The organism is Nocardia abscessus NBRC 100374, assembly GCF_000308455.1.
GTDB lineage: Bacteria > Actinomycetota > Actinomycetes > Mycobacteriales > Mycobacteriaceae > Nocardia > Nocardia abscessus.
In genome coordinates, this window is the sequence record NZ_BAFP01000076.1 from 1 (window position 1) to 17,317 (window position 17,317).

At 67.1% G+C, this 17,317-nt stretch carries 16 protein-coding genes and 2 pseudogenes; 9 read left to right on the forward strand and 9 right to left on the reverse strand.

All coding sequences use genetic code 11. The annotated features are described in order from the left end of the window. The 3 genes from ON19_RS14620 to ON19_RS14630 form a co-directional block, all read right to left on the reverse strand. On the reverse strand, nt 1–717 hold a 717-nt coding region (locus ON19_RS14620; RefSeq protein ID WP_043691668.1), incomplete at its 3' end, for an aldehyde dehydrogenase family protein. 40 nt (nt 718–757) lie between these two features. After that, nucleotides 758–1,462, reverse strand: a complete 705-nt coding sequence (locus ON19_RS14625; RefSeq protein ID WP_051168874.1) for a GntR family transcriptional regulator — start codon at nt 1,460–1,462, stop codon at nt 758–760. Further along, complete coding sequence (locus ON19_RS14630) at nt 1,449–2,969, reverse strand: fumarylacetoacetate hydrolase family protein (protein WP_227954857.1); 1,521 nt, start codon at nt 2,967–2,969, stop codon at nt 1,449–1,451. The genes ON19_RS14625 and ON19_RS14630 overlap by 14 nt, the downstream gene beginning before the upstream one ends. Before the next feature lie 83 nt (nt 2,970–3,052). Between ON19_RS14630 and ON19_RS14635 the strand changes: the two are divergent. Together ON19_RS14635 and ON19_RS14640 are read left to right on the forward strand one after the other, a co-directional pair. Then, nucleotides 3,053–4,437 (forward strand): annotated as a pseudogene (locus ON19_RS14635) (MFS transporter). 126 nt (nt 4,438–4,563) lie between these two features. Then, a complete protein-coding gene (locus tag ON19_RS14640; protein ID WP_043691675.1) occupies nt 4,564–6,465 on the forward strand; it encodes an FAD-binding monooxygenase in 1,902 nt (633 codons plus the stop codon). Nucleotides 6,466–6,549: 84 nt separating this feature from the next. Here ON19_RS14640 and ON19_RS14645 read toward each other — a convergent pair whose 3' ends face one another. The 4 genes and pseudogenes from ON19_RS14645 to ON19_RS44665 all read right to left on the reverse strand — a co-directional run. Beyond that, a complete protein-coding gene (locus tag ON19_RS14645) occupies nt 6,550–7,245 on the reverse strand; it encodes an IclR family transcriptional regulator (protein ID WP_083899380.1) in 696 nt (231 codons plus the stop codon). 753 nt (nt 7,246–7,998) lie between these two features. Further along, a complete protein-coding gene (locus ON19_RS14650) occupies nt 7,999–8,196 on the reverse strand; it encodes a hypothetical protein (RefSeq protein ID WP_157229704.1) in 198 nt (65 codons plus the stop codon). A 149-nt stretch (nt 8,197–8,345) separates the two neighbouring features. After that, entirely contained in the window at nt 8,346–9,251 is a 906-nt protein-coding gene (locus ON19_RS42850) for a site-specific integrase (protein ID WP_169334180.1), read from the reverse strand. Between the two features lie 120 nt (nt 9,252–9,371). After that, nucleotides 9,372–9,542 (reverse strand): annotated as a pseudogene (locus tag ON19_RS44665) (hypothetical protein); the annotation flags it as partial. Nucleotides 9,543–9,564: 22 nt separating this feature from the next. Between ON19_RS44665 and ON19_RS44670 the strand changes: the two are divergent. Then, nucleotides 9,565–9,813: a hypothetical protein gene (locus tag ON19_RS44670; protein ID WP_368854283.1), complete on the forward strand. Its 249-nt coding sequence runs from the start codon at nt 9,565–9,567 to the stop codon at nt 9,811–9,813. A 336-nt stretch (nt 9,814–10,149) separates the two neighbouring features. Here ON19_RS44670 and ON19_RS41875 read toward each other — a convergent pair whose 3' ends face one another. Then, nucleotides 10,150–10,437, reverse strand: coding sequence for a hypothetical protein (locus ON19_RS41875; protein ID WP_157229705.1), 288 nt, complete (start codon nt 10,435–10,437; stop codon nt 10,150–10,152). Between the two features lie 636 nt (nt 10,438–11,073). Between ON19_RS41875 and ON19_RS14670 the strand changes: the two genes are divergently transcribed. Beyond that, nucleotides 11,074–12,462: a CHAT domain-containing protein gene (locus ON19_RS14670; protein ID WP_227955036.1), complete on the forward strand. Its 1,389-nt coding sequence runs from the start codon at nt 11,074–11,076 to the stop codon at nt 12,460–12,462. Between the two features lie 3 nt (nt 12,463–12,465). Here ON19_RS14670 and ON19_RS44965 read toward each other — a convergent pair whose 3' ends face one another. After that, complete coding sequence (locus ON19_RS44965) at nt 12,466–12,858, reverse strand: Rossmann-fold NAD(P)-binding domain-containing protein (protein WP_372478693.1); 393 nt, start codon at nt 12,856–12,858, stop codon at nt 12,466–12,468. Nucleotides 12,859–12,970: 112 nt separating this feature from the next. Between ON19_RS44965 and ON19_RS43735 the strand changes: the two genes are divergently transcribed. From ON19_RS43735 to ON19_RS14700, 5 genes are all read left to right on the forward strand, one after another. Continuing rightward, nucleotides 12,971–14,041, forward strand: coding sequence for a hypothetical protein (locus tag ON19_RS43735; RefSeq protein WP_227955061.1), 1,071 nt, complete (start codon nt 12,971–12,973; stop codon nt 14,039–14,041). 2 nt (nt 14,042–14,043) lie between these two features. After that, nucleotides 14,044–14,472: a hypothetical protein gene (locus ON19_RS43740; protein WP_227954856.1), complete on the forward strand. Its 429-nt coding sequence runs from the start codon at nt 14,044–14,046 to the stop codon at nt 14,470–14,472. 21 nt (nt 14,473–14,493) lie between these two features. Next, a complete protein-coding gene (locus ON19_RS43745; RefSeq protein ID WP_043691695.1) occupies nt 14,494–15,750 on the forward strand; it encodes a Tn3 family transposase in 1,257 nt (418 codons plus the stop codon). 52 nt (nt 15,751–15,802) lie between these two features. After that, nucleotides 15,803–16,348, forward strand: a complete 546-nt coding sequence (locus ON19_RS14695) for a hypothetical protein (protein WP_043691723.1) — start codon at nt 15,803–15,805, stop codon at nt 16,346–16,348. A gap of 229 nt (nt 16,349–16,577) precedes the next feature. Continuing rightward, nucleotides 16,578–17,165 carry a recombinase family protein gene (locus ON19_RS14700; protein WP_043691698.1) on the forward strand — a complete coding sequence of 196 codons (588 nt, stop codon included), beginning with the start codon at nt 16,578–16,580 and terminating at the stop codon, nt 17,163–17,165. The last annotated feature ends 152 nt before the right edge of the window (nt 17,166–17,317 follow it).

The window sequence follows — 17,317 nt, forward strand, 5'->3', positions numbered from 1 at the left end:
CGAGATGAGCGGGACGTCGGGGTGCTTCACGAGCGCGTCGCCCGCGTCCTCGCCCATTCCGTTGACAAGGTTGAACACGCCACGGGGCAGCCCGGCTTCCTCGAAGATGCCCGCCCACAGCGACGCCGACAGCGGCGTGAATTCCGCGGGTTTGAGCACCACGGTGTTGCCGGTGGCCAACGCGGGAGCCAGTTTCCAGCTCTCCAGCATGAACGGCGTGTTCCACGGCGTGATCAGACCCGCGACGCCGATCGGCTTGCGGTTGACGTAGTTGATCTGGCGGCCGGGCACCTTGTAGGTGTCGTCGGCCTGGGCGACGATCAGGTCGGCGAAGAACCGGAAGTTCTCCGCGGCGCGGCGCGCCTGGCCCAGCGCCTGGGTGATGGGCAGACCCGAGTCGAAGCTTTCCAACTCGGCCAGGCGAGCGTCGCGCGACTCGACGAGGTCGGCGACGCGGTGCAGCACCCGGGAGCGTTCGCGCGGAAGCGTCTTGGGCCACGGGCCTTCGGTGAACGCCGTGCGCGCCGCGCGCACGGCGCGGTCGATGTCGGACTTCTTGCCCGCGGTGGCACGCACGTACGTCTCGTTCGTGACCGGATCGATCACCTCGAAGGTGTCGCCGTCGACGGAGTCGACGAACTGTCCATCGATGTAGTGCTGGATGCGCTCGGGCAGGTCGGCGGGGACGTGGCGGCTGCGCAGTGCGCTGTCGGCCATGGTTCCTCCTCCTCGCGGTAGGGAAAGGTGACGGTTTCGGTCAGTCGGTCGGGCCGGTGCTGCGGCCCGAATCACGTTGAGCGAGATAGGTGTTCATCGTTCGCCAGCGATGTTCGCGGGCGGCCAGCTCGATCTCGAGCGGATCGGCCCGCCGTCGGATGAGGTCGATGATGTGGTCGTGCTCGTCGACGGACTCGTGGGCGCGCTCGGGCACGAACGCGAAGGTGGAATCGCGCACGCCCGACATCCGCGTCCAGCCCCGACGCACCAGGTCCAGAATGTGCGGGTTCGGGCACGGCTCGAACAGCACCGTGTGGAACTGCTCGTTCATCACCGTGAACAGGCGCGGGTCGAAATCATCGAGCAATTCCCGCAACCGGCTGTTGACGGCGGCGGCCCGGTCGAGTTCGGCATCGGTGAGATGCGGGACCCCCAGCGCCGTGGCGATGCCCTCGACGACCCCGAGGGTCTGCATCGTGTAGACGTACTCGGACGGGTCGATCAAGGCGACCCGGGCGCCCACGTTGCGCTCGAACTCGACGAGTCCCTCCGCCTCCAGCCGCCGGATGGCCTCACGCACCGGAACGACGCTCATGCCGAGCGTCTCGGCTATCGATCCGAGCACGAGCCGGTATCCCGGCACGAACCTGCGGTCGGTGATGCGTGCGTGGATCCATTCGTACGCGCGCTGGGATTTGCTCGGGGTATCGATCGTCTCGGCCACCACGAAATCATGCCTTCGCATCGCCGTGTGCCTCCGCATACCGCGCCCGCCACTCGGCGTTCATCGGGAACAGGCCGTCGACCGGGTGTCCCGCCGCCACCTGCTCGGCGACCCAGGCATCCTCGGCCTCCTGGGCGAGGGCCGCGTCGGCGACCTCTTCGGCGAGCGCGGCCGGGATGACGATGACGCCGTCGTCGTCGCCGACGATGACGTCGCCGGGAAGCACCGTCGCGCCGCCGCAGGCGATCGCGACATCGACGTCCCACGGAACATGCTTGCGCCCCAGCACGGCCGGGTGCCCGCCCTGGGTGAACACCGGGATGCCGATATCCGCGACCGTCGCGCAGTCGCGCACGCCGCCGTCGGTCACGATGCCCGCCGCGTTCCGCGCCTTGGCCCGCAGCGCGAGGATGTCGCCGAGGGTTCCCGACCCGCGTTCGCCGCGGGCCTCGATGACGATCACCTCGCCGGGGGCGACGGCGTCGAACGCGCGCTTCTGCGCGTTGTAGCCGCCGCCGTGGCTACGGAAGAGGTCCTCCCGGTTCGGCACGAACCGCAGGGTTTTCGCCGTGCCGACCAGCTTCGTCCCGGGCCGCAGGGGGTGCACACCGTCGATTGAGACGTTGTCGAGGCCGCGTTTGCGCAGCGCCTGCGACAGTCCCGCTACGGGGGCTTCCAGAAGTTTCGCCCGGAGTGCGGGGGAGAGTGCCGAAGACGGTGGCTCGGTGGCGGGAAGTCCTGCGGCGGTTCGCGATCCCCACGCTTCCTCGCGCTGCCGGTCGTCGACCGAAGGCAGCGACCCGAGCGCGGGGTCGAAGGCGGCGGAGCCATCGACCACCCGCGTCACGAGCCGCCCGCTGGTGGGTGCGCCCGCCGCGCCCGGAGCGTCGACCTCGACCTCGACCACGTCGCCCGGTACCGCGACCGAGGATCCGGCCGGGGTGCCGGTGAGGATGATGTCGCCGGTCTCGAGCGTGAAGTGCTGCGACAGGTCGGCCACGAACTGCGCGAGGGGGAAGATCAGGGCCGCCGTCGTGTCGTGCTGCACGAGTTGCCCGTTGTGCCAGGTGCGTACGCGCAATGCCGCCGGGTCGACGCCGCGTGCGTCGATGAGCCCCGGCCCGAGCGGTGTGTATCCGTCGCGGCCCTTGTTGCGCACGTTCGAGCCCTTGTCGTTGCCGCGCAGGTCGTAGAGCCCCCAGTCGTTGGCCGCGGTGACCCACGCGACGTGCGACCAGGCGTCCTCGATCGCCACGTGCCGAGCGGGCGTGCCGATGACGAGGGCGATTTCGCCCTCGAACGCGAGCAGTTCCGTCCCCGTGGGCCGCTCGATCTCGGACCCGGAGGCCGCGACGGAACTCGCGGGCTTGAAGAAGTACGACGGCGCGGCGGGTTTGCGCCCCCGCTGCGCGGCGCGCGACTCGTAGCTGAGGTGTACCGCGACGATCTTGCCGGGTGGGGCGGGCAGGGCCGCGAACCGGGGATCGGCGGTCGGCGTACTGATCGGAGCTCCTTTGCCCATTGTCATATCTGAAATCGTATACGATCATTATTCGCGTCGCAAAGCCGTTGTGAGGACGGACTCACCACGGCGTCACAAAGGAATGTCAGATGTCCGCGAATCTTTCAGCTGCTGCCGGCTCGGTCACGCCGCCCGGCAGGATCGCTTCGACCGCCGATCGCAAGCGCGTGGCCTTCGCCACGGTGGTCGGCACCGCGGTGGAGTGGTACGACTATTTCGTCTACGCCTCGGCCGCCGGGCTGGTCTTCGGCCAGCTGTTCTTCGAACCGGCCGGTTCCGGCTTCGGGACGATCCTGTCCTTCCTGACCGTCGGCGTCAGCTTTCTCTTCCGCCCGCTCGGCGCATTCCTGGCCGGGCATTTCGGTGACAAGATCGGCCGTCGCCCGGTGCTGGTGACCACGCTGATCCTGATGGGCCTGGCCACCGCGCTGATCGGACTGTTGCCCACGTACTCCTCCATCAACATCTGGGCCCTATCTTCCTGGTGATCTTGCGGATACTGCAGGGCATCTCGGCAGGCGGCGAGTGGGGCGGCGCCGTCCTCATGGCCGCCGAGCACGCGCCGTCGGACCGCCGTGGCCTCTTCGGCGCCATGCCGCAGATCGGCGTGCCGATCGGCCTACTGCTGGCCAGCGCCATGATGGCGACGATGGACGCGCTCTTCCCCGGTGACGCGTTCCTCGACTGGGGATGGCGCATCCCGTTCCTGTTCTCGGTCGTGCTGATCCTCGTCGGCTCATGGGTGCGCCGCAGCGTCGAAGAGAGCCCCGTGTTCACCGAGATCGCCGAGCGGAAGGAGCAGACCAGGGCGCCCGTCGTCGAGCTGTTCGCCCGCTTCACCCCGTTGGTACTGCTGTCGGCGCTGGTCTTCGCGGGTAACGGCACCGTCGGCTACATGACGACCGGCGGCTACATCCAGGGGTACGCCACCAATCCGGACGGGCCGCTCGCGCTCGACCGCGGTGACGTGCTGTGGGCGGTGACCGCGTCGTCGGTGAGCTGGCTGATCGCCACTTTCGCCGCCGGATGGGCATCGGACTTCCTCGGTCGCCGGGCCACCTACCTCATCGGCTGGTGTCTGCAGGGCGTCTTCGTGCTCACGCTCTTCCCCCTGGTGAACACCGGTGACGTCCGCTTGCTCGGTGCCGGGCTCGTGCTGCTCACCCTGGGACTCGGTTTCACCTACGGCGCGCAATCGGCCTGGTACACCGAACTGTTCCCCGCGTCGGTCCGGTTCTCCGGAGTGTCGATCTCCTACGCGCTCGGCTCGATCCTCGGCGGCGCGTTCGCTCCGACGATCGCGCAGTGGATCCAGCAGGCGACGGGTTCGTCGGCGAACGTGGCCTACTACCTGCTCGGCATGACCGCGCTCGGCCTGGTCGGCACCTTGCTGCTGCGCGACCGCAAGGGCATCGACTTGCGTCCGTCCAACGAGGCCGAACAGCAAGTGGGGATCTACGCCTGGAAGAAGTGACCCGCGGCGGGCAGCCGGTTGTGTGAGAGCCGGGTCACCCTCTACGATCAAGGAACTCTATATGAGAATTCGATGTTCTATTATCGAACAACCAGCCCACTCGGCTCCATGGAGTGAGGAGATTCCGTGCAGTTCCATCACCACGGCTACGTGTCCGGTGACCCGCGCATCCACCCGCCCGGCGGTTTCGGCATCGATCGCCCCGCCGAGCTTCCCGACGAGGTGGACGTGCTCATCGTCGGTTCGGGCCCGGCGGGCATGATCGCCGCGGCGCAGTTGGCGCAGTTCCCGAACATCAACACCCGTCTCGTCGAGCGCCGTCCCGGTCGGCTCGAGGTCGGGCAGGCCGACGGGATCCAGGCGCGCAGCGTGGAGACCTTCCAGGCGTTCGGCTTCGCCGAGCGCATCATCGCGGAGGCCTACCGCATCACCGAGATGGCGTTCTGGAAGCCCGATCCGCGGAATCCGCGCAACATCGTCCGCGCCGCGCGCACTCCCGACGACGCGACCGGGATCAGCGAGTTCCCGCACCTCATCGTCAACCAAGCGCGCGTGCTCGACTACTTCGCCGAGGTGGCGCGCAACGCGCCGACGCGCTTGGAGCCCGACTACGGCTACGAGTTCGTCACCCTCGAGGTCGCTGACGCGGGCGAGTACCCGGTCACCGTGACCCTGCGGCACACGGCAGGCAGTCTGGACGGCCAGGAGCGAATCGTGAAGGCCAAGTACGTGATCGGCTGCGACGGCGCGCGCAGCAAGGTACGCGAGTCCATCGGGCGTCGATTCGTGGGCGCGCAGGCCAACCACGCGTGGGGCGTGATGGACGTGCTCGCCGAGACCGACTTCCCCGACATCCGCACCAAGTGCGCCATCCAGTCGCACGACGGCGGCAGCATCCTGCACATCCCGCGTGAGGGCAACTTCCTGTTCCGCATGTATGTGGATCTCGGCGAAGTCTCCGAAGGCGACAACGGCAGAGTGCGGGAGACCTCGCAGCAGGAGGTCGAGGAGCGCGCGAACCGGATCCTGCACCCTTACACGCTGCAGGTGAAGCACGTCGCGTGGCGCAGCGTCTACGAGGTCGGCCACCGCGTGACCGACAAGTTCGACGACGTGCACCCCGAGCACTGCGGAACCCGGACCCCGCGGGTCTTCATCACCGGCGATGCCTGCCACACCCATTCCGCCAAGGCGGGCCAAGGCATGAACGTGTCCATGCAGGACGGGTGGAACCTCGCCTGGAAGCTGGCGCACGTGCTGGACGGCCGCGCACCCGAAGCGATTCTCGACACCTACTCGGCCGAGCGTCAGGTGATCGCGCAGAACCTCATCGACTTCGACCGGCAATGGTCGGCGCTGATGGCGGCCAAGCCCGAAGAGCTGGAGGACCCCACCCAACTGGAGGAGTTCTACGTCAAGACCGCGGAATTCCCCGCCGGCTTCATGACGCAGTACGCGCCCTCGATGCTCGTCGCCGACGCCGCGTACCAGGAGATCGCGACCGGGTTCCCGGTCGGCAAACGCTTCAAATCGAACATTGTGACGAGGGTCTGCGACGCGAATCCGAAGCATCTCGGGCATCATGCGACCGCCGACGGTCGCTGGCGCGTCTACGTGTTCGCCGACACGCCCGCCGCCGGCGAGGCATCGCGGACGGCGGCCCTGGCCGAGTGGCTCCTGACCTCGTCCGAGTCGCCCGTGCTCGCCTACACCCCGAAGGGGGTCGACCTCGACTCGTGGTTCGACGTGAAGGTGATCTACCAGCAGGATCACACGCGCGTCGACCTGGGGAAGGTGCCCGCGGTGTTCCTGCCCAGGGTCGGGCCGTTCCAGGTCACCGACTACGAGAAGGTGTACGCCGCCGCCCCGGCCGACGACATCTTCGCCGCCCGTGGCGTCTCCCGAGACGGTGCGGTGGTCGTGGTGCGGCCCGATCAGTACGTCGCTCACGTACTGCCGCTCGACGCACGGCACGAACTCGCCGCCTTCTTCGGCGGGATCTTCGTGCGTCGACTGAGCGCTGTCTGATCGGTCGGCGCCCGGATGAGGGGGTGTGGGGCGTCCCGTGTGGGCGTCCCACACCGACCGGTTCGAGTGCGGTCGAGGCCGCGATCAGCCGCCGAGCGCCCGGGCGACGGCTTCGGCCGCCGCCGTGAGACGGTCGGCGATCTCGGCCTCGGGCCGGGGAAGGGACACATGGATGGCAGCGATCGAGGCGGCGGGTTGACCGGGCACCACGAGCGGGACCGCGACCGACCGCAGCGACGGCACCACTTCGTCGTGACTGACGGCGAACCCGCGCGAACGACTGCGGATCAGCTCTTCGTGCAACTCTTGCGGCCAATGTTCTTCCGGCAGTTCGAGCAAGATCGCCTTGCCCGGGCCACCGCGAGTCAGCGGGTGCCGATGGCCGGGTCTATAGGTGACGGCCACGCTGTGCTCCGGAGCGGCGCTGGTGAGGGTGACGGCCTCGTCCCGGTCCAGCCGCACGGCCAGCAGGCAGGTCATGCCCAATTCGTTCGCGACCGCGCGCAATTGCGGAACAGCCGCCTGCTGAAGGTCGCGCGAGACGCCGGAGGCGAGTGCGGCCAGGCCCGCGCCGAGCACGATCCGGCCCGCCGGGTCACGAGCGATCAGGCCGTGATCCTCCAGCGTGCGCAGCAGCCGGTAGGCGACCGATCGGTGCGCACCGAGCGATTCGGCGAGTTCGTCGATCGTCAAGCTCCGGCCCGCGGCGGCAAGAATCTCCAGCAGGCAGATGCCACGGCTGAGAGTTTGCGACCCCGAGGGTCCTGGCTTGTCACGCACGAGAGCGGACCTTTCGTTCAATCCACGCCTATCGGGCTATCATGCTCGATAGTAGAATATGGAATTCACTATTCGATCGTTTGCCGCGCCGAATGCTGCTGCGACATAGCGGCCTCGGAGGTCGACCGGCCGGAGCTTTGTCATATCGGCGAACCGGTTTCCGGCGACGTCGAGTGTCCAGGCATCTTTTTCCCAGCTGCCCCAGAGGGCCTGCACGATCTGGACGACCTCGTGGGCAGCTCGCCGCCGCGCTCGAGGCGGCCTGCCTCGACGCCGGCACGGTCGGCTTCGTGACGGCGCTCGACGCGGACATCCGCGACGGCGCACTCGCCGAAACGGATGGCACGCTCGCGCGCCTGCTCGGCCGGCCGACGACGCCCCTCATCGAGGGTCTGCGCGCCCCGCTCTGACATCTTCTCCTGCTGCGATACGGGCGATTGCGCGCGCGATCGCCCGTATCGCCGTCTTCGCCGCTCGACCAGGCGCAGTCGTGCCATAACCCGAGTCAGGGCACAGGGGAATCTACGCGGCGTCCCTCCGGCTCGTGGACGTCCGGGCGGTCGGCAAGGCGGCATCCGCAGATCGGGTGCTTGACTGTGCCGCAGTCGGCGGTGTTGCCGCAATGGCAGTCGGAACCCGCGCACGGCAGCTTTATTGCGAGGACCGTCTGGTCCTCGGCGTAGGCGGCGAGCTCAGCGGTAGAGGTCTCGCGTGCCGCCCTCGATGTGACTGTCATCATCGATCGTGAGGCGGTCATCGTCGTTCGTTCGCTTGGTCGAGCGCCTTCGCCAGTTCATCGAGGCGCATCCATCCCTCGGCGTGGTGGTATGCCAGTGCTTGTGCGACGACGTCGGGATCGCGGCGGCGGCCTGGATCGCGTGCGCACAGCAGCACGGCCAAATCCTTGAACTCGCGGTCGGCTCGGTCGGCAGGAGGGGATGGCGTGTGCACGCAGCTGCCGTCTTGGAATGGCCTGCGAATCCGCTCCATAACAGTGTCCTATCGACGGTTAGGACACTCGTGGCGTGGCGAATTCGCAACGGGCGAGTGTTCATAGCCCGTTATGTTACCGCCTGTGGTCGCTGAGCGTTTGCCAGTCGTTAAGTGACAGGGGGTGCCGATCGCGGCCCGGCAGCAGTGGGTGGTCCTCTCCGGTCAACGCCACGAGTGCCGATCACATCCAGCAGGCCGGCCTTGGTGTAGGTGAAGGTCGCCGCCCCGGAAACCCGACGGCCGTCCTCGTGGCCGGCGTACGCCCGTGCGACGGCGATCCCGAATTGTGGTTCGACGAAGATAAGGGTCGTGTGCCGTATCCACTGTGCGTTCACACCGAGTGCTTCTGCCCAGGGCAGAGTGCGTCTGATCCGTGTGAACAGATGGTCGATGCGCCGCCGCCCCGCCGGGCGTCCGTCGCGGTAACGCAGCACCCGGTCGGTTGCCTCGGGTCCGCCACGGGCCTGCACGTGATCGAGGACTCGTGGCATCAGGGTGGGGGAGACCGGCTGCCATCGCAGAGTGCCTCCCTTCTCTCGGAGCCGAACGAGGCAGTCTTCGGCGTTGAGGTCCTCGAGCGTCAGGTGTACGAGACACCCACGGCGGCAGGTTGTTTCGATGAACAGCCGCAGCATCGGGGCATCGAGCGAGCGGTCGTTGCCTGTTGTCGAGGCGATGTGTCCGAGGTCGTGAACCTGTTCGAGGCTCAGAGCATGCCGTGAACTGGACGGCTGCCGTGGTTTGGACACTTTGGCGGCCGGGTTGTCCAGCGGGTGGATCAGCCTGTCGTGTTCGGCGTGGCGATACAGATGCCGGACAGCCGATACCATCGTCGCCGCGGCACCGCGGCCGCCGCGAGAATTCGACCGCTTCGTCGCGGCGGCGCGCACCTGGTGCTCGCTCACCAGCTGCTGGATCTCGGTGTAGGTCGGATCAGTGATCAGACGATCACCCCACAACCGCTCCAGTACCTTCCAAGACGGTCCGTAATTGTCGAGGATCGTCCTGGGCACCGAGGCCGAGACCTGCGCGATATAATGCCGAAAGGTCGGAATCGGCCGCCTCGAGGAGATGTACGTTTTTCGCGGGGCGTCCTGCCGCTCCTCCTGAGTCGCACGCGGGACCATGCAGTAGACCGTGGCGCCCGCCGCCGACAGCGCGGCGCAGAGACTCCGATTCAGCGTGCTCAGCCCGTAACCACTCGGTCGCAATGGCGAGGACCGATGGCGCCGGCGAATCGGCGTTATCCTGCTCGCGCTGAGGGCTCCCGGTGTGTTGTTCCGCAGCGAATTCCGCGGGGTCATCCGAGAACTTCATCAGCACCGAATGGACGAGTTCGGCGATTTCCTCCGTGTCGTCCGCGCTGATGCGCACCACGGCGTCGTACTTTCTGCTCACGATATCCACCCGGAAGCGATGCTCCGGGTCGACGGCACGCAGCCACTGTCGGCTCTGCACAACGTTTTCGGCGATCTGGTCGGCGTCGGCGTCCGCGGGCATGCTGACGACCGCGATCGTCGAATCGTCGTCCTCGGCTCCTCGATGCCCGAGGTCGAGACCGGTACGAACGGGTAGTCCCGATCCGGACAGCGCCTCCACCAGATCACGCCGCTCGACCGCCTCGATGCCGACGGCGAATTGAACGATGAACATCGAATCCGCGTGGTGCGCCATGGCTGCATGATGTCATGTGTGCTGCCTGAACACACCGGAAGATTGCTGCTCGACCCAGCATTCAGCTTCCGTTCGATACCCGACCTCACCGCCACCGAGGGCGCAGCCATCCCGACGACCTCCGAACTCGTTCGCCAGGCGCACGAATTCTATGGTGGGAGCGAGTGGTTCGAGCTCGGCACCGTGTACGACAGGTTCGCGGAGCGAGCCTGGCGGAGCAACAACCATGCTTTCGGGCTACGGATGCTGCTCGCCGCTAAGTGCGCGTTCGAACGTGCTGGAAACTGGAGTCGCGCCCGGTAATCCACTGCCTACCTCCCACAACGACACCGACTGCTCAGGGAAGGTTCCGTCGCCGCCGAGGCGTGGAATCACTGGCTGCTGAGCAGCGAGCTGGATGCGAGCACCGCCACGGTCCACGCGGCTGCGCTCCGCGAAATCGCCGCTATCCGTGAAGTCACCGGGCATTACCGGCTCGGGCTCGACTGTTGCGACCGCTCGATGCGAATCTGCGATGATTTCCATTACGTCGAGAACATGGACGAGGTCAGAATCAAGACGCTGATCCAGCGTTCGGTCATCAACCGTCTGCGCGGCAGGAATGACATCGCCCTCGATGACCTCAGGCTGGCCCGCGCACTCGCGACACGATCTTCGGATGCCAATCTCCTCGGCGTCATCGCTCTGCGAGCCGGTGGACTGAATATCGTCATCGGACGGCCCGAGGATGCCCTGTTCGAGTTCAGACGTGCCGAGAACTACTTTCGCGTCACGAGCCCGAACAATCTGGTCTTCGCGCGAATTCGCCAGATCTCCTGCTTGCGTGCCCTCGGACAGCAGCAGGAGGCCGCGGACCTGAGCGAAGAGCTTCTCGACGAGGTGAACGGGTATCGACGTGGTCAGGTGCTCATCGAACGTGCGGAGCTGCTCGACGACCTCGGCAGGCGCGATGAGGCTGCCGACGTTCCGGCCGCCGCCGGCGAGTACTACGCCAATTCGTCATCATTAGAGTCTCTGCGCTGGCGTTACCAGGTCGCCCGGAACCTACTGCGTACCGGCCGCGATCCCGAACAGGCCGTAGCGCATCTGTGCACTGTGCTGCGTAGCGCAGCTCAGCCCGACCGGCGCGATCTCGCCAGGACGATGCTGGCGTTGTACGAGGTGCTGCGCTTGCCGGAAGCTGTGGCGCCTCCGTTCGAGGTGACGCTGGCCGCGGGCAATGCCGCCCTGCTCGCTGCCGACCTCCAGCGCACATCGCTCGACGAAACAGCCGATCGCTGGGCTATGCACCGGCAGCGCGAACAGATCCATGGTGCTGCGATCCGGCTGCACCACGACGCCGATGACGCCGACTCCGTGGTGCGGATCATTGAAATCGGCCGCGCCGATCTGCTGAACCAACTCCTGTCCACCGGTGCCGACATCCGAGCGGCAATCACCGACTCGCCCCTCGCGACGTCGGCTGCGCCGCTGCGGCGGCTCGATGAAGTCTTCGACACGGCGAAAGCGGTAGCCGACTATCTCCACGACTGCACTGCGTCCCCGCCCCCGGTGCCATCGCTGCCCGGCTCACCCGTACCGATGCAAGCGCCCGCGAACGGTTCCCGAAGAACTCTTACGATGATCGCCCAGATCGGGCGCGAGGACAACGGCGACTGGTGGTCGGTCGTCGGCGTCCGGGGCAGTGGCCCGTGGCGCACCTGCTATCAGCGCGCGTCCGAGCGCATCCGCGGCCATATCGATGATCTCGTGGAAGGTAGACCTCTACCGCCGCGCGGTGTCACCCTCGCGACTTGGAGTGCGCTGACGGACTTTCTGCTGCCCGACAACGAGATCTGGAGCGGATCGATAGACCAGCCCATATCACTGGTCCTCGGTCCCGATCCCCGTCTGTGGCAATTGCCCTACCCAGCCCTGGTGCGATCCGGGGTGCGGCTGCTCGATATCGCGACGGTCGCGCTGGTACCCAGCCTACGAACCGTCGAGCTGCTGCGTGAGTGGAACCGAGACTCCCGACCGGACCACGGGCCGGCTGCCAGCGTTCTCGATACCACCTTGCCGGGAAGCGAAATCGAACTCGCCGCCTTGAACGAATGGCCGCTCGACCATCACCGCATGAACGACCTGACGTCTTTGGCGGCCATCGGAAACACCTCGATTCTCTATGTGAACGGCACCGGCCGCGCGGCGGGTACCGACGCCCAGCCCAACAGCGACATCTCGCTCGAAGCACTCGCGGGTGCTTCTCTTCCCCCGCTGGTGATCCTGAACGGCTGCTGGAGCGGTACTCCGATGAGCCGCTTCGGTCAGGACCCCCTCAGTCTCGCGGTCGGTGCGCTTCTGGGCGGCGCCAGTACGGTCATCGCGGGAATATGCCTCATCGGCGGCATGGTGTCCGCGCATATTGCGGCGGGCCTGCTGCGTCGTCTCGCGGAGAGGCAGCCGATTCCACTGGCACTACGCGACGCGCAGCGGGCGATCCGTGCCGAGCACCCTGAACTCAGTGTCTTCGATTGGGCCGGTCTCTGCGCCGTCGGCCTCGAAGAATAGGGGTCAGGAGAGCGTTTCCGGCGAGCTTGCGGTCAGTCTCATCTGTCCGGTTTCGGAGTGACACCTACGCGTTGGCCGACGAGGTGATCGACGGTCCGGCAGCGGCCCGGAGTCCGGCACCCCCGCGTAGTCGGGCAACTCGACGCCGTTGATCGCGCGCTCGATCAGTTCGGTGAACCATTCGCCGGTGAAGTCGGGGCTCGGCTCGGTGTCCGGGCCGGGGACGTCGCGGCTGCGCACGTGCAACCGGCCGATCTCCTGGTTGGCCTCGACGAACGAGCGCATCCGCGCCTCGTAGCCGGTGAACCCGGCCTCGGGGTCCCACCCTGCGGCGGCCAGCTCTCCGGCCAGCAGGTGCGCGCCGCCCAGGGCCAGGCCGGTGCCCTGCGCGGACATCGGCGACGAGCTGAACGCCGCGTCCCCCCAGCAGCGCCACCCGCCCGTGCGACCAGCGGTCCATCACCACCTGGGCGACCTGGTCGAGGTAGAAGTCCGGGGTGTCGTCCAAGTGCGTCAGGATGCGCGGGGTCAACCAGCCCATGCCGGCCATCCGCTCACGCAGCAGGCGCTTCTGGGCCGCGCCACGGCAGGAGGAGAAAGACTGACCGTTCGAAAGATAGCCCCGGTGCCTGCGGGTACATGGTTTGATCACGATGTGCCTTCAGACGAGCGGTGGTATCGGCTCTCACCGGAAGACCTTGAGCGCGCCATATCAGCGCTGCTGGCTCGGAGTTTTCCGAACGCCAGACGAATCGGGTGGGGCAAACCTGATTCGGGCGCGGACTTCCGCATGCTGAGCTGCATCCTGTGGCGGGACCCGACATCAGGGCGCAGCGAGTTCGACCGGCTGAAGACACCGGCGAAGGCGGCAACGCTGGGCAAGTTCAAGCTGCGCCTGGCCCACCTGCAGGCACTCGACGAACTCGGCGCGACCGAGCAGTGGCTCGACGGCATCCCCGCGACGAAGATCACGCATTTCGCCGGTGAAGCCCGGATGACCGACGTAGGCGACATGCGGGACATCGGTGACGCGAAGCGGTGGACGCTGTTGGCGAGCCTGATCCACGAGTGCCGCACCGCGGCTCGGGACGAGGTCGCGACGATGTTCTGCAAACGGATGGCCGTGATCCATAAGAAGGGCAAGGAGCGGCTGGAGCAGCTGCGTGAGCAGCACCGCGTCGAGACCGAGCGGCTGATCGATGTGTTCGGCGACGTGTTGGCTGGTGCCCGGGAGGCCACCGCCCTGGCCGGAGACGGCGCGGGACCGGCTGCGGTGGTGGCCGAGCGGGCCGGGCGGCTGCTGTTAAAAACGCTGGCGGCCGCAGGTGGGGTGGAGCAGTTGTCGGCGGCGCATGAGGTGGTGTCGGCGCACCACGGCAACAACTACCTGCCGCTGCTGGAGGGATTCTACAAGAGCCACCGCTCGGCGCTGTTCACCCTGCTCGACACCCTGGAGCTGGAAGCGACCAGTGCGGATCACGGCGTGGCCGACGCCGTGGAGTTCCTGCGTGCGATCCGGGGCCGCACCGGCGAGTACGTTCCGCAGAGGGTGACCGTCGGGCGCGGGCCGACGCGGTGACCGTGGCGATCGACATCGACTTCGTCACCGAGGCGTGGCGCGAGATTCTGCTGGTGCGCGACCGGCCGGGCACGCTGGTGCGTCGCCACCTGGAGGTGTGCGTGTTCTCCTACCTCGCCTCCGAACTGCGCTCCGGGGACATCGCGGTGGTCGGCGCCGATTCCTACGCCAACCTGTACGCCCAGCTGATGTCCTGGGACGAGTGCGTTCCGCTGGCCGAGCAGTTCTGCGGCCAGGCCGGGATCCCGTCGGACCCGACGCAGCTCACGGCACACTACCGGGCAGCCCTGAGCGACATCGCCGCGGTGGTGGACGCCGGGTTCCCGCACAACACCGATCTGTCCTTCGCCGACGGGCGCCCGGTCCTGCGGCGCCGCAAGGGCGCCGACCGGCGCCCGTCCGCGCTCGCGCTGGAGGAGGCGATCCACTAGCGGCTCCCGGAGCGTGGGCTGTTGGACATCCTGGCTCGCACCGCACACCTGGTCGGCTGGCCGCGACACTTCGGACCGGCGTCGGGATCAGACCCGAAGATCCGCGACGCGATGGCCCGCTACGTCCTGACCGTGTTCGCCAACGGCACCTTGCTCGGCCCGGCGCAGGTCGCGCGGCACATGCGGGACCAGGTGTCGGCGCACGAGTTGTCGATCGCGGCGAACAAGCACACTACCTGCGCCAAGATCGACGCCGCGTCCACCGACGTGATCAACGAGTTCGCGAAGCTCGACGTCGCCGGCATGTGGGGCGACGGCCGTGTGGTCGCGGTGGACGGTACGCAGGTGGACACGTGGGCCAACAACATCCTCGCCGAGTCCCATATCCGCTATGGCGGGTATGGCGGGATCGCCTACCGGCACATCTCCGACACCTACATTGCGCTGTTCTCCCGTTTCATCCCGTGCGGGGTGTGGGAGGCCGTCTACATCATCGAAGGGTTGCTGCGCAACGACTCCGACATCCAGCCCGACACCATCCACGCCGACACCCAAGGCCAGTCGCTGCCGGTATTCGGGCTGGCGGCGCTGCTCGGCTTCGACCTTCTCCCGCGCATCCGCAACTGGGCCGACCTGAACTTCTACCGGCCCAGCGCCGACGCCGGCTTCGAGCACATCGACTCGCTGTTCGGCGACAACGTGATCGACTGGGGACTGATCGACACGCACTGGCCCGACCTGCTGCGCACCACGATCTCGATCAGCCAGGGCCGCCTGTCGTCGGTCACCTTGCTGCGCCGCCTGGGCAACAACTCCCGCAAGAACCGCCTCTACCGGGCGTTCCGGGAGCTGGGACGAGTGATCCGCACGATCACACTGCTGCGGTTCCTCGCCGACGCGCAGCTGCGGGAGCAGATCACCGCGATCACCAACAAGGCCGAGGCGTTCCACGGCTTCTCCGCGTGGCTGCGCTTCGGCGGCGAGGTGATCGGGCGCAACGACCCGGACTACCAGGAGAAGATCATCAAGTTCAACGAGCTGCTCGCCAACTGCGTGAACTACTCCAACGCCTGCGACATCACCGCCGCAGCGAACGCGCTGGCTTCCGACGGGCACCCGATCGACACCGATGATCTGGCCACGATCTCCCCGTACATCACCCACACCATCCGCCGGTTCGGCGACTGGGTGCTGGATCTGTCCCCACCGGACGCGGTGCCGGTCACCACGCTGGACCTGGTGCCGGGGGCGCTGTTCCCCGGCGACATCACCTCATGAGGGTGGTTGACGGGTTGGTGCCTTGGATGGCTTGCTGCCTACGCTGGTAACCGTGAGTGTCGACGGGACCCCGAAGCAACGTTTCCTGGTGTGCCACGACTACGGGATGGGTGGTCTCTGGTGGTGGGTTCATGCGCGTTCAGCCCGTGAGATCGTTGAGACCTTCGCCGAGACCTGGGTCATCGAGGAACCGCAGCAACTGGCGGATGCCCAGGGATGGGACTTGGACGAGGTCGATATCGACAATCTCGCCGACTCGGCACTGTACGAACTTCGCGCTCAGCGACTCGCCCAGAGAAACCGGACGGGTTTCGGGGTGCTGGCGGACCGCGAGTTGCTGTACACGCGCGAGCGCGCGGAGGGCGACGACGGCGTTCCAGCCGCCGATTACCTGACCGAGATCACCAACGGCTACCGCACCCGTCAGGTCGAAGTGCGTGGTACCGGCGAAGCGGTCCGGACCGGCCTCGACGACTTTCCTCTCAATCCGCCGATCGACTTGTGGGATCCAGATCTGGCTGAGCAGCAGATCACAGCGGAGGAGTTCGAAAAGGCATGGGACAGCGCGGTTCCTGCACCGGATGACTGGTACAGCTGAGGGCCACGGTCAGCACCAGGGGTGAACAAGATCCGGAGGAGAGCGGCAAAGTCCGCTGAAGGGTGGGACAAGCCCCCACTGACAGGCGAGGGTAGTCGTCCCGATATCGGTCCGAATCCGGGACGACCACCGAGCGGTCGCGAAAGCCCACGACCGGCCGTCCCGGAATACGTCCCGCAACCAGGTGCCCGACGTTGAGTTCCGGGACAGTTTGCGGGACGATCCGGGGATGGCACGCACAAACGCCAGGGTTTCCGGACGATCGCAGGATCACCAGCTCCAACTCGACGCACTGGCCGCGGCCGACTGCCGCGAGGTCATCGTGGAGACCACCAGCACGCGCGGCGACCGACCGAAGCTGCGCACCACACTGGCCATGCTCAAGCCCGGCGACACACTCGTGATCTACAAGCCGGACCGGGTCGCGCGATCCATGAAGGAACTCCTCGTCCTGCTCGAGGACCATTTGCACGCCCGCGAGGTCAACCTGCACATCCTCACCGGAATCTGCGCCGGCCTGCACAAACCCAACGGCCAGACCATGGCCGAGAAGATGCTGTTCATGGTCGCGGCCATGGCCGCGGAGATGGAACGCGAGCTGATCCGCGAGCGCACCCTCGACGGCCTGGCCGCCGCCGCAGCCCAAGGCCGCAAAGGCGGACGCCCCCCAGCAGTGGACCCCGACACCCTCGCCATCGCCATCGACCGCCGCAAACGCGGCGAGTCGGTCACCGCCATCGCCAAACACCTGAAGATCGGCCGCTCCACCCTCTACCGCGCCCTGGAGCCTTACCTCACTGAAGCGCCCACCGCATAACGCGGTCACCGACATTCAGCTCACTGGCCAGGCACTGCAACACGCCGCGGCAGGTTTGGCCCGTATCCCGGCTGGCCCTGTACCGCCTTCGCCGACAACGACGCCTGACAGCCCTAGTCAGCAACCCACGGCACCGAGCCAGACTTCCGCAG

What these genes read in the sequence shown, in the direction of transcription:
- ON19_RS41875 (WP_157229705.1), bottom strand. Translation starts at nt 10,437, where the DNA reads ATGGAAATCATCGCAGATTCGCATCGAGCGGTCGCAACAGTCGAGCCC.
- ON19_RS14700 (WP_043691698.1), top strand. Translation starts at nt 16,578, where the DNA reads ATGGCACGCACAAACGCCAGGGTTTCCGGACGATCGCAGGATCACCAG.
- ON19_RS44965 (WP_372478693.1), bottom strand. Translation starts at nt 12,858, where the DNA reads ATGTCCGCGCAGGGCACCGGCCTGGCCCTGGGCGGCGCGCACCTGCTG.
- ON19_RS44670 (WP_368854283.1), top strand. Translation starts at nt 9,565, where the DNA reads ATGGACGAGTTCGGCGATTTCCTCCGTGTCGTCCGCGCTGATGCGCAC.
- ON19_RS14625 (WP_051168874.1), bottom strand. Translation starts at nt 1,462, where the DNA reads ATGCGAAGGCATGATTTCGTGGTGGCCGAGACGATCGATACCCCGAGC.
- ON19_RS14630 (WP_227954857.1), bottom strand. Translation starts at nt 2,969, where the DNA reads ATGACAATGGGCAAAGGAGCTCCGATCAGTACGCCGACCGCCGATCCC.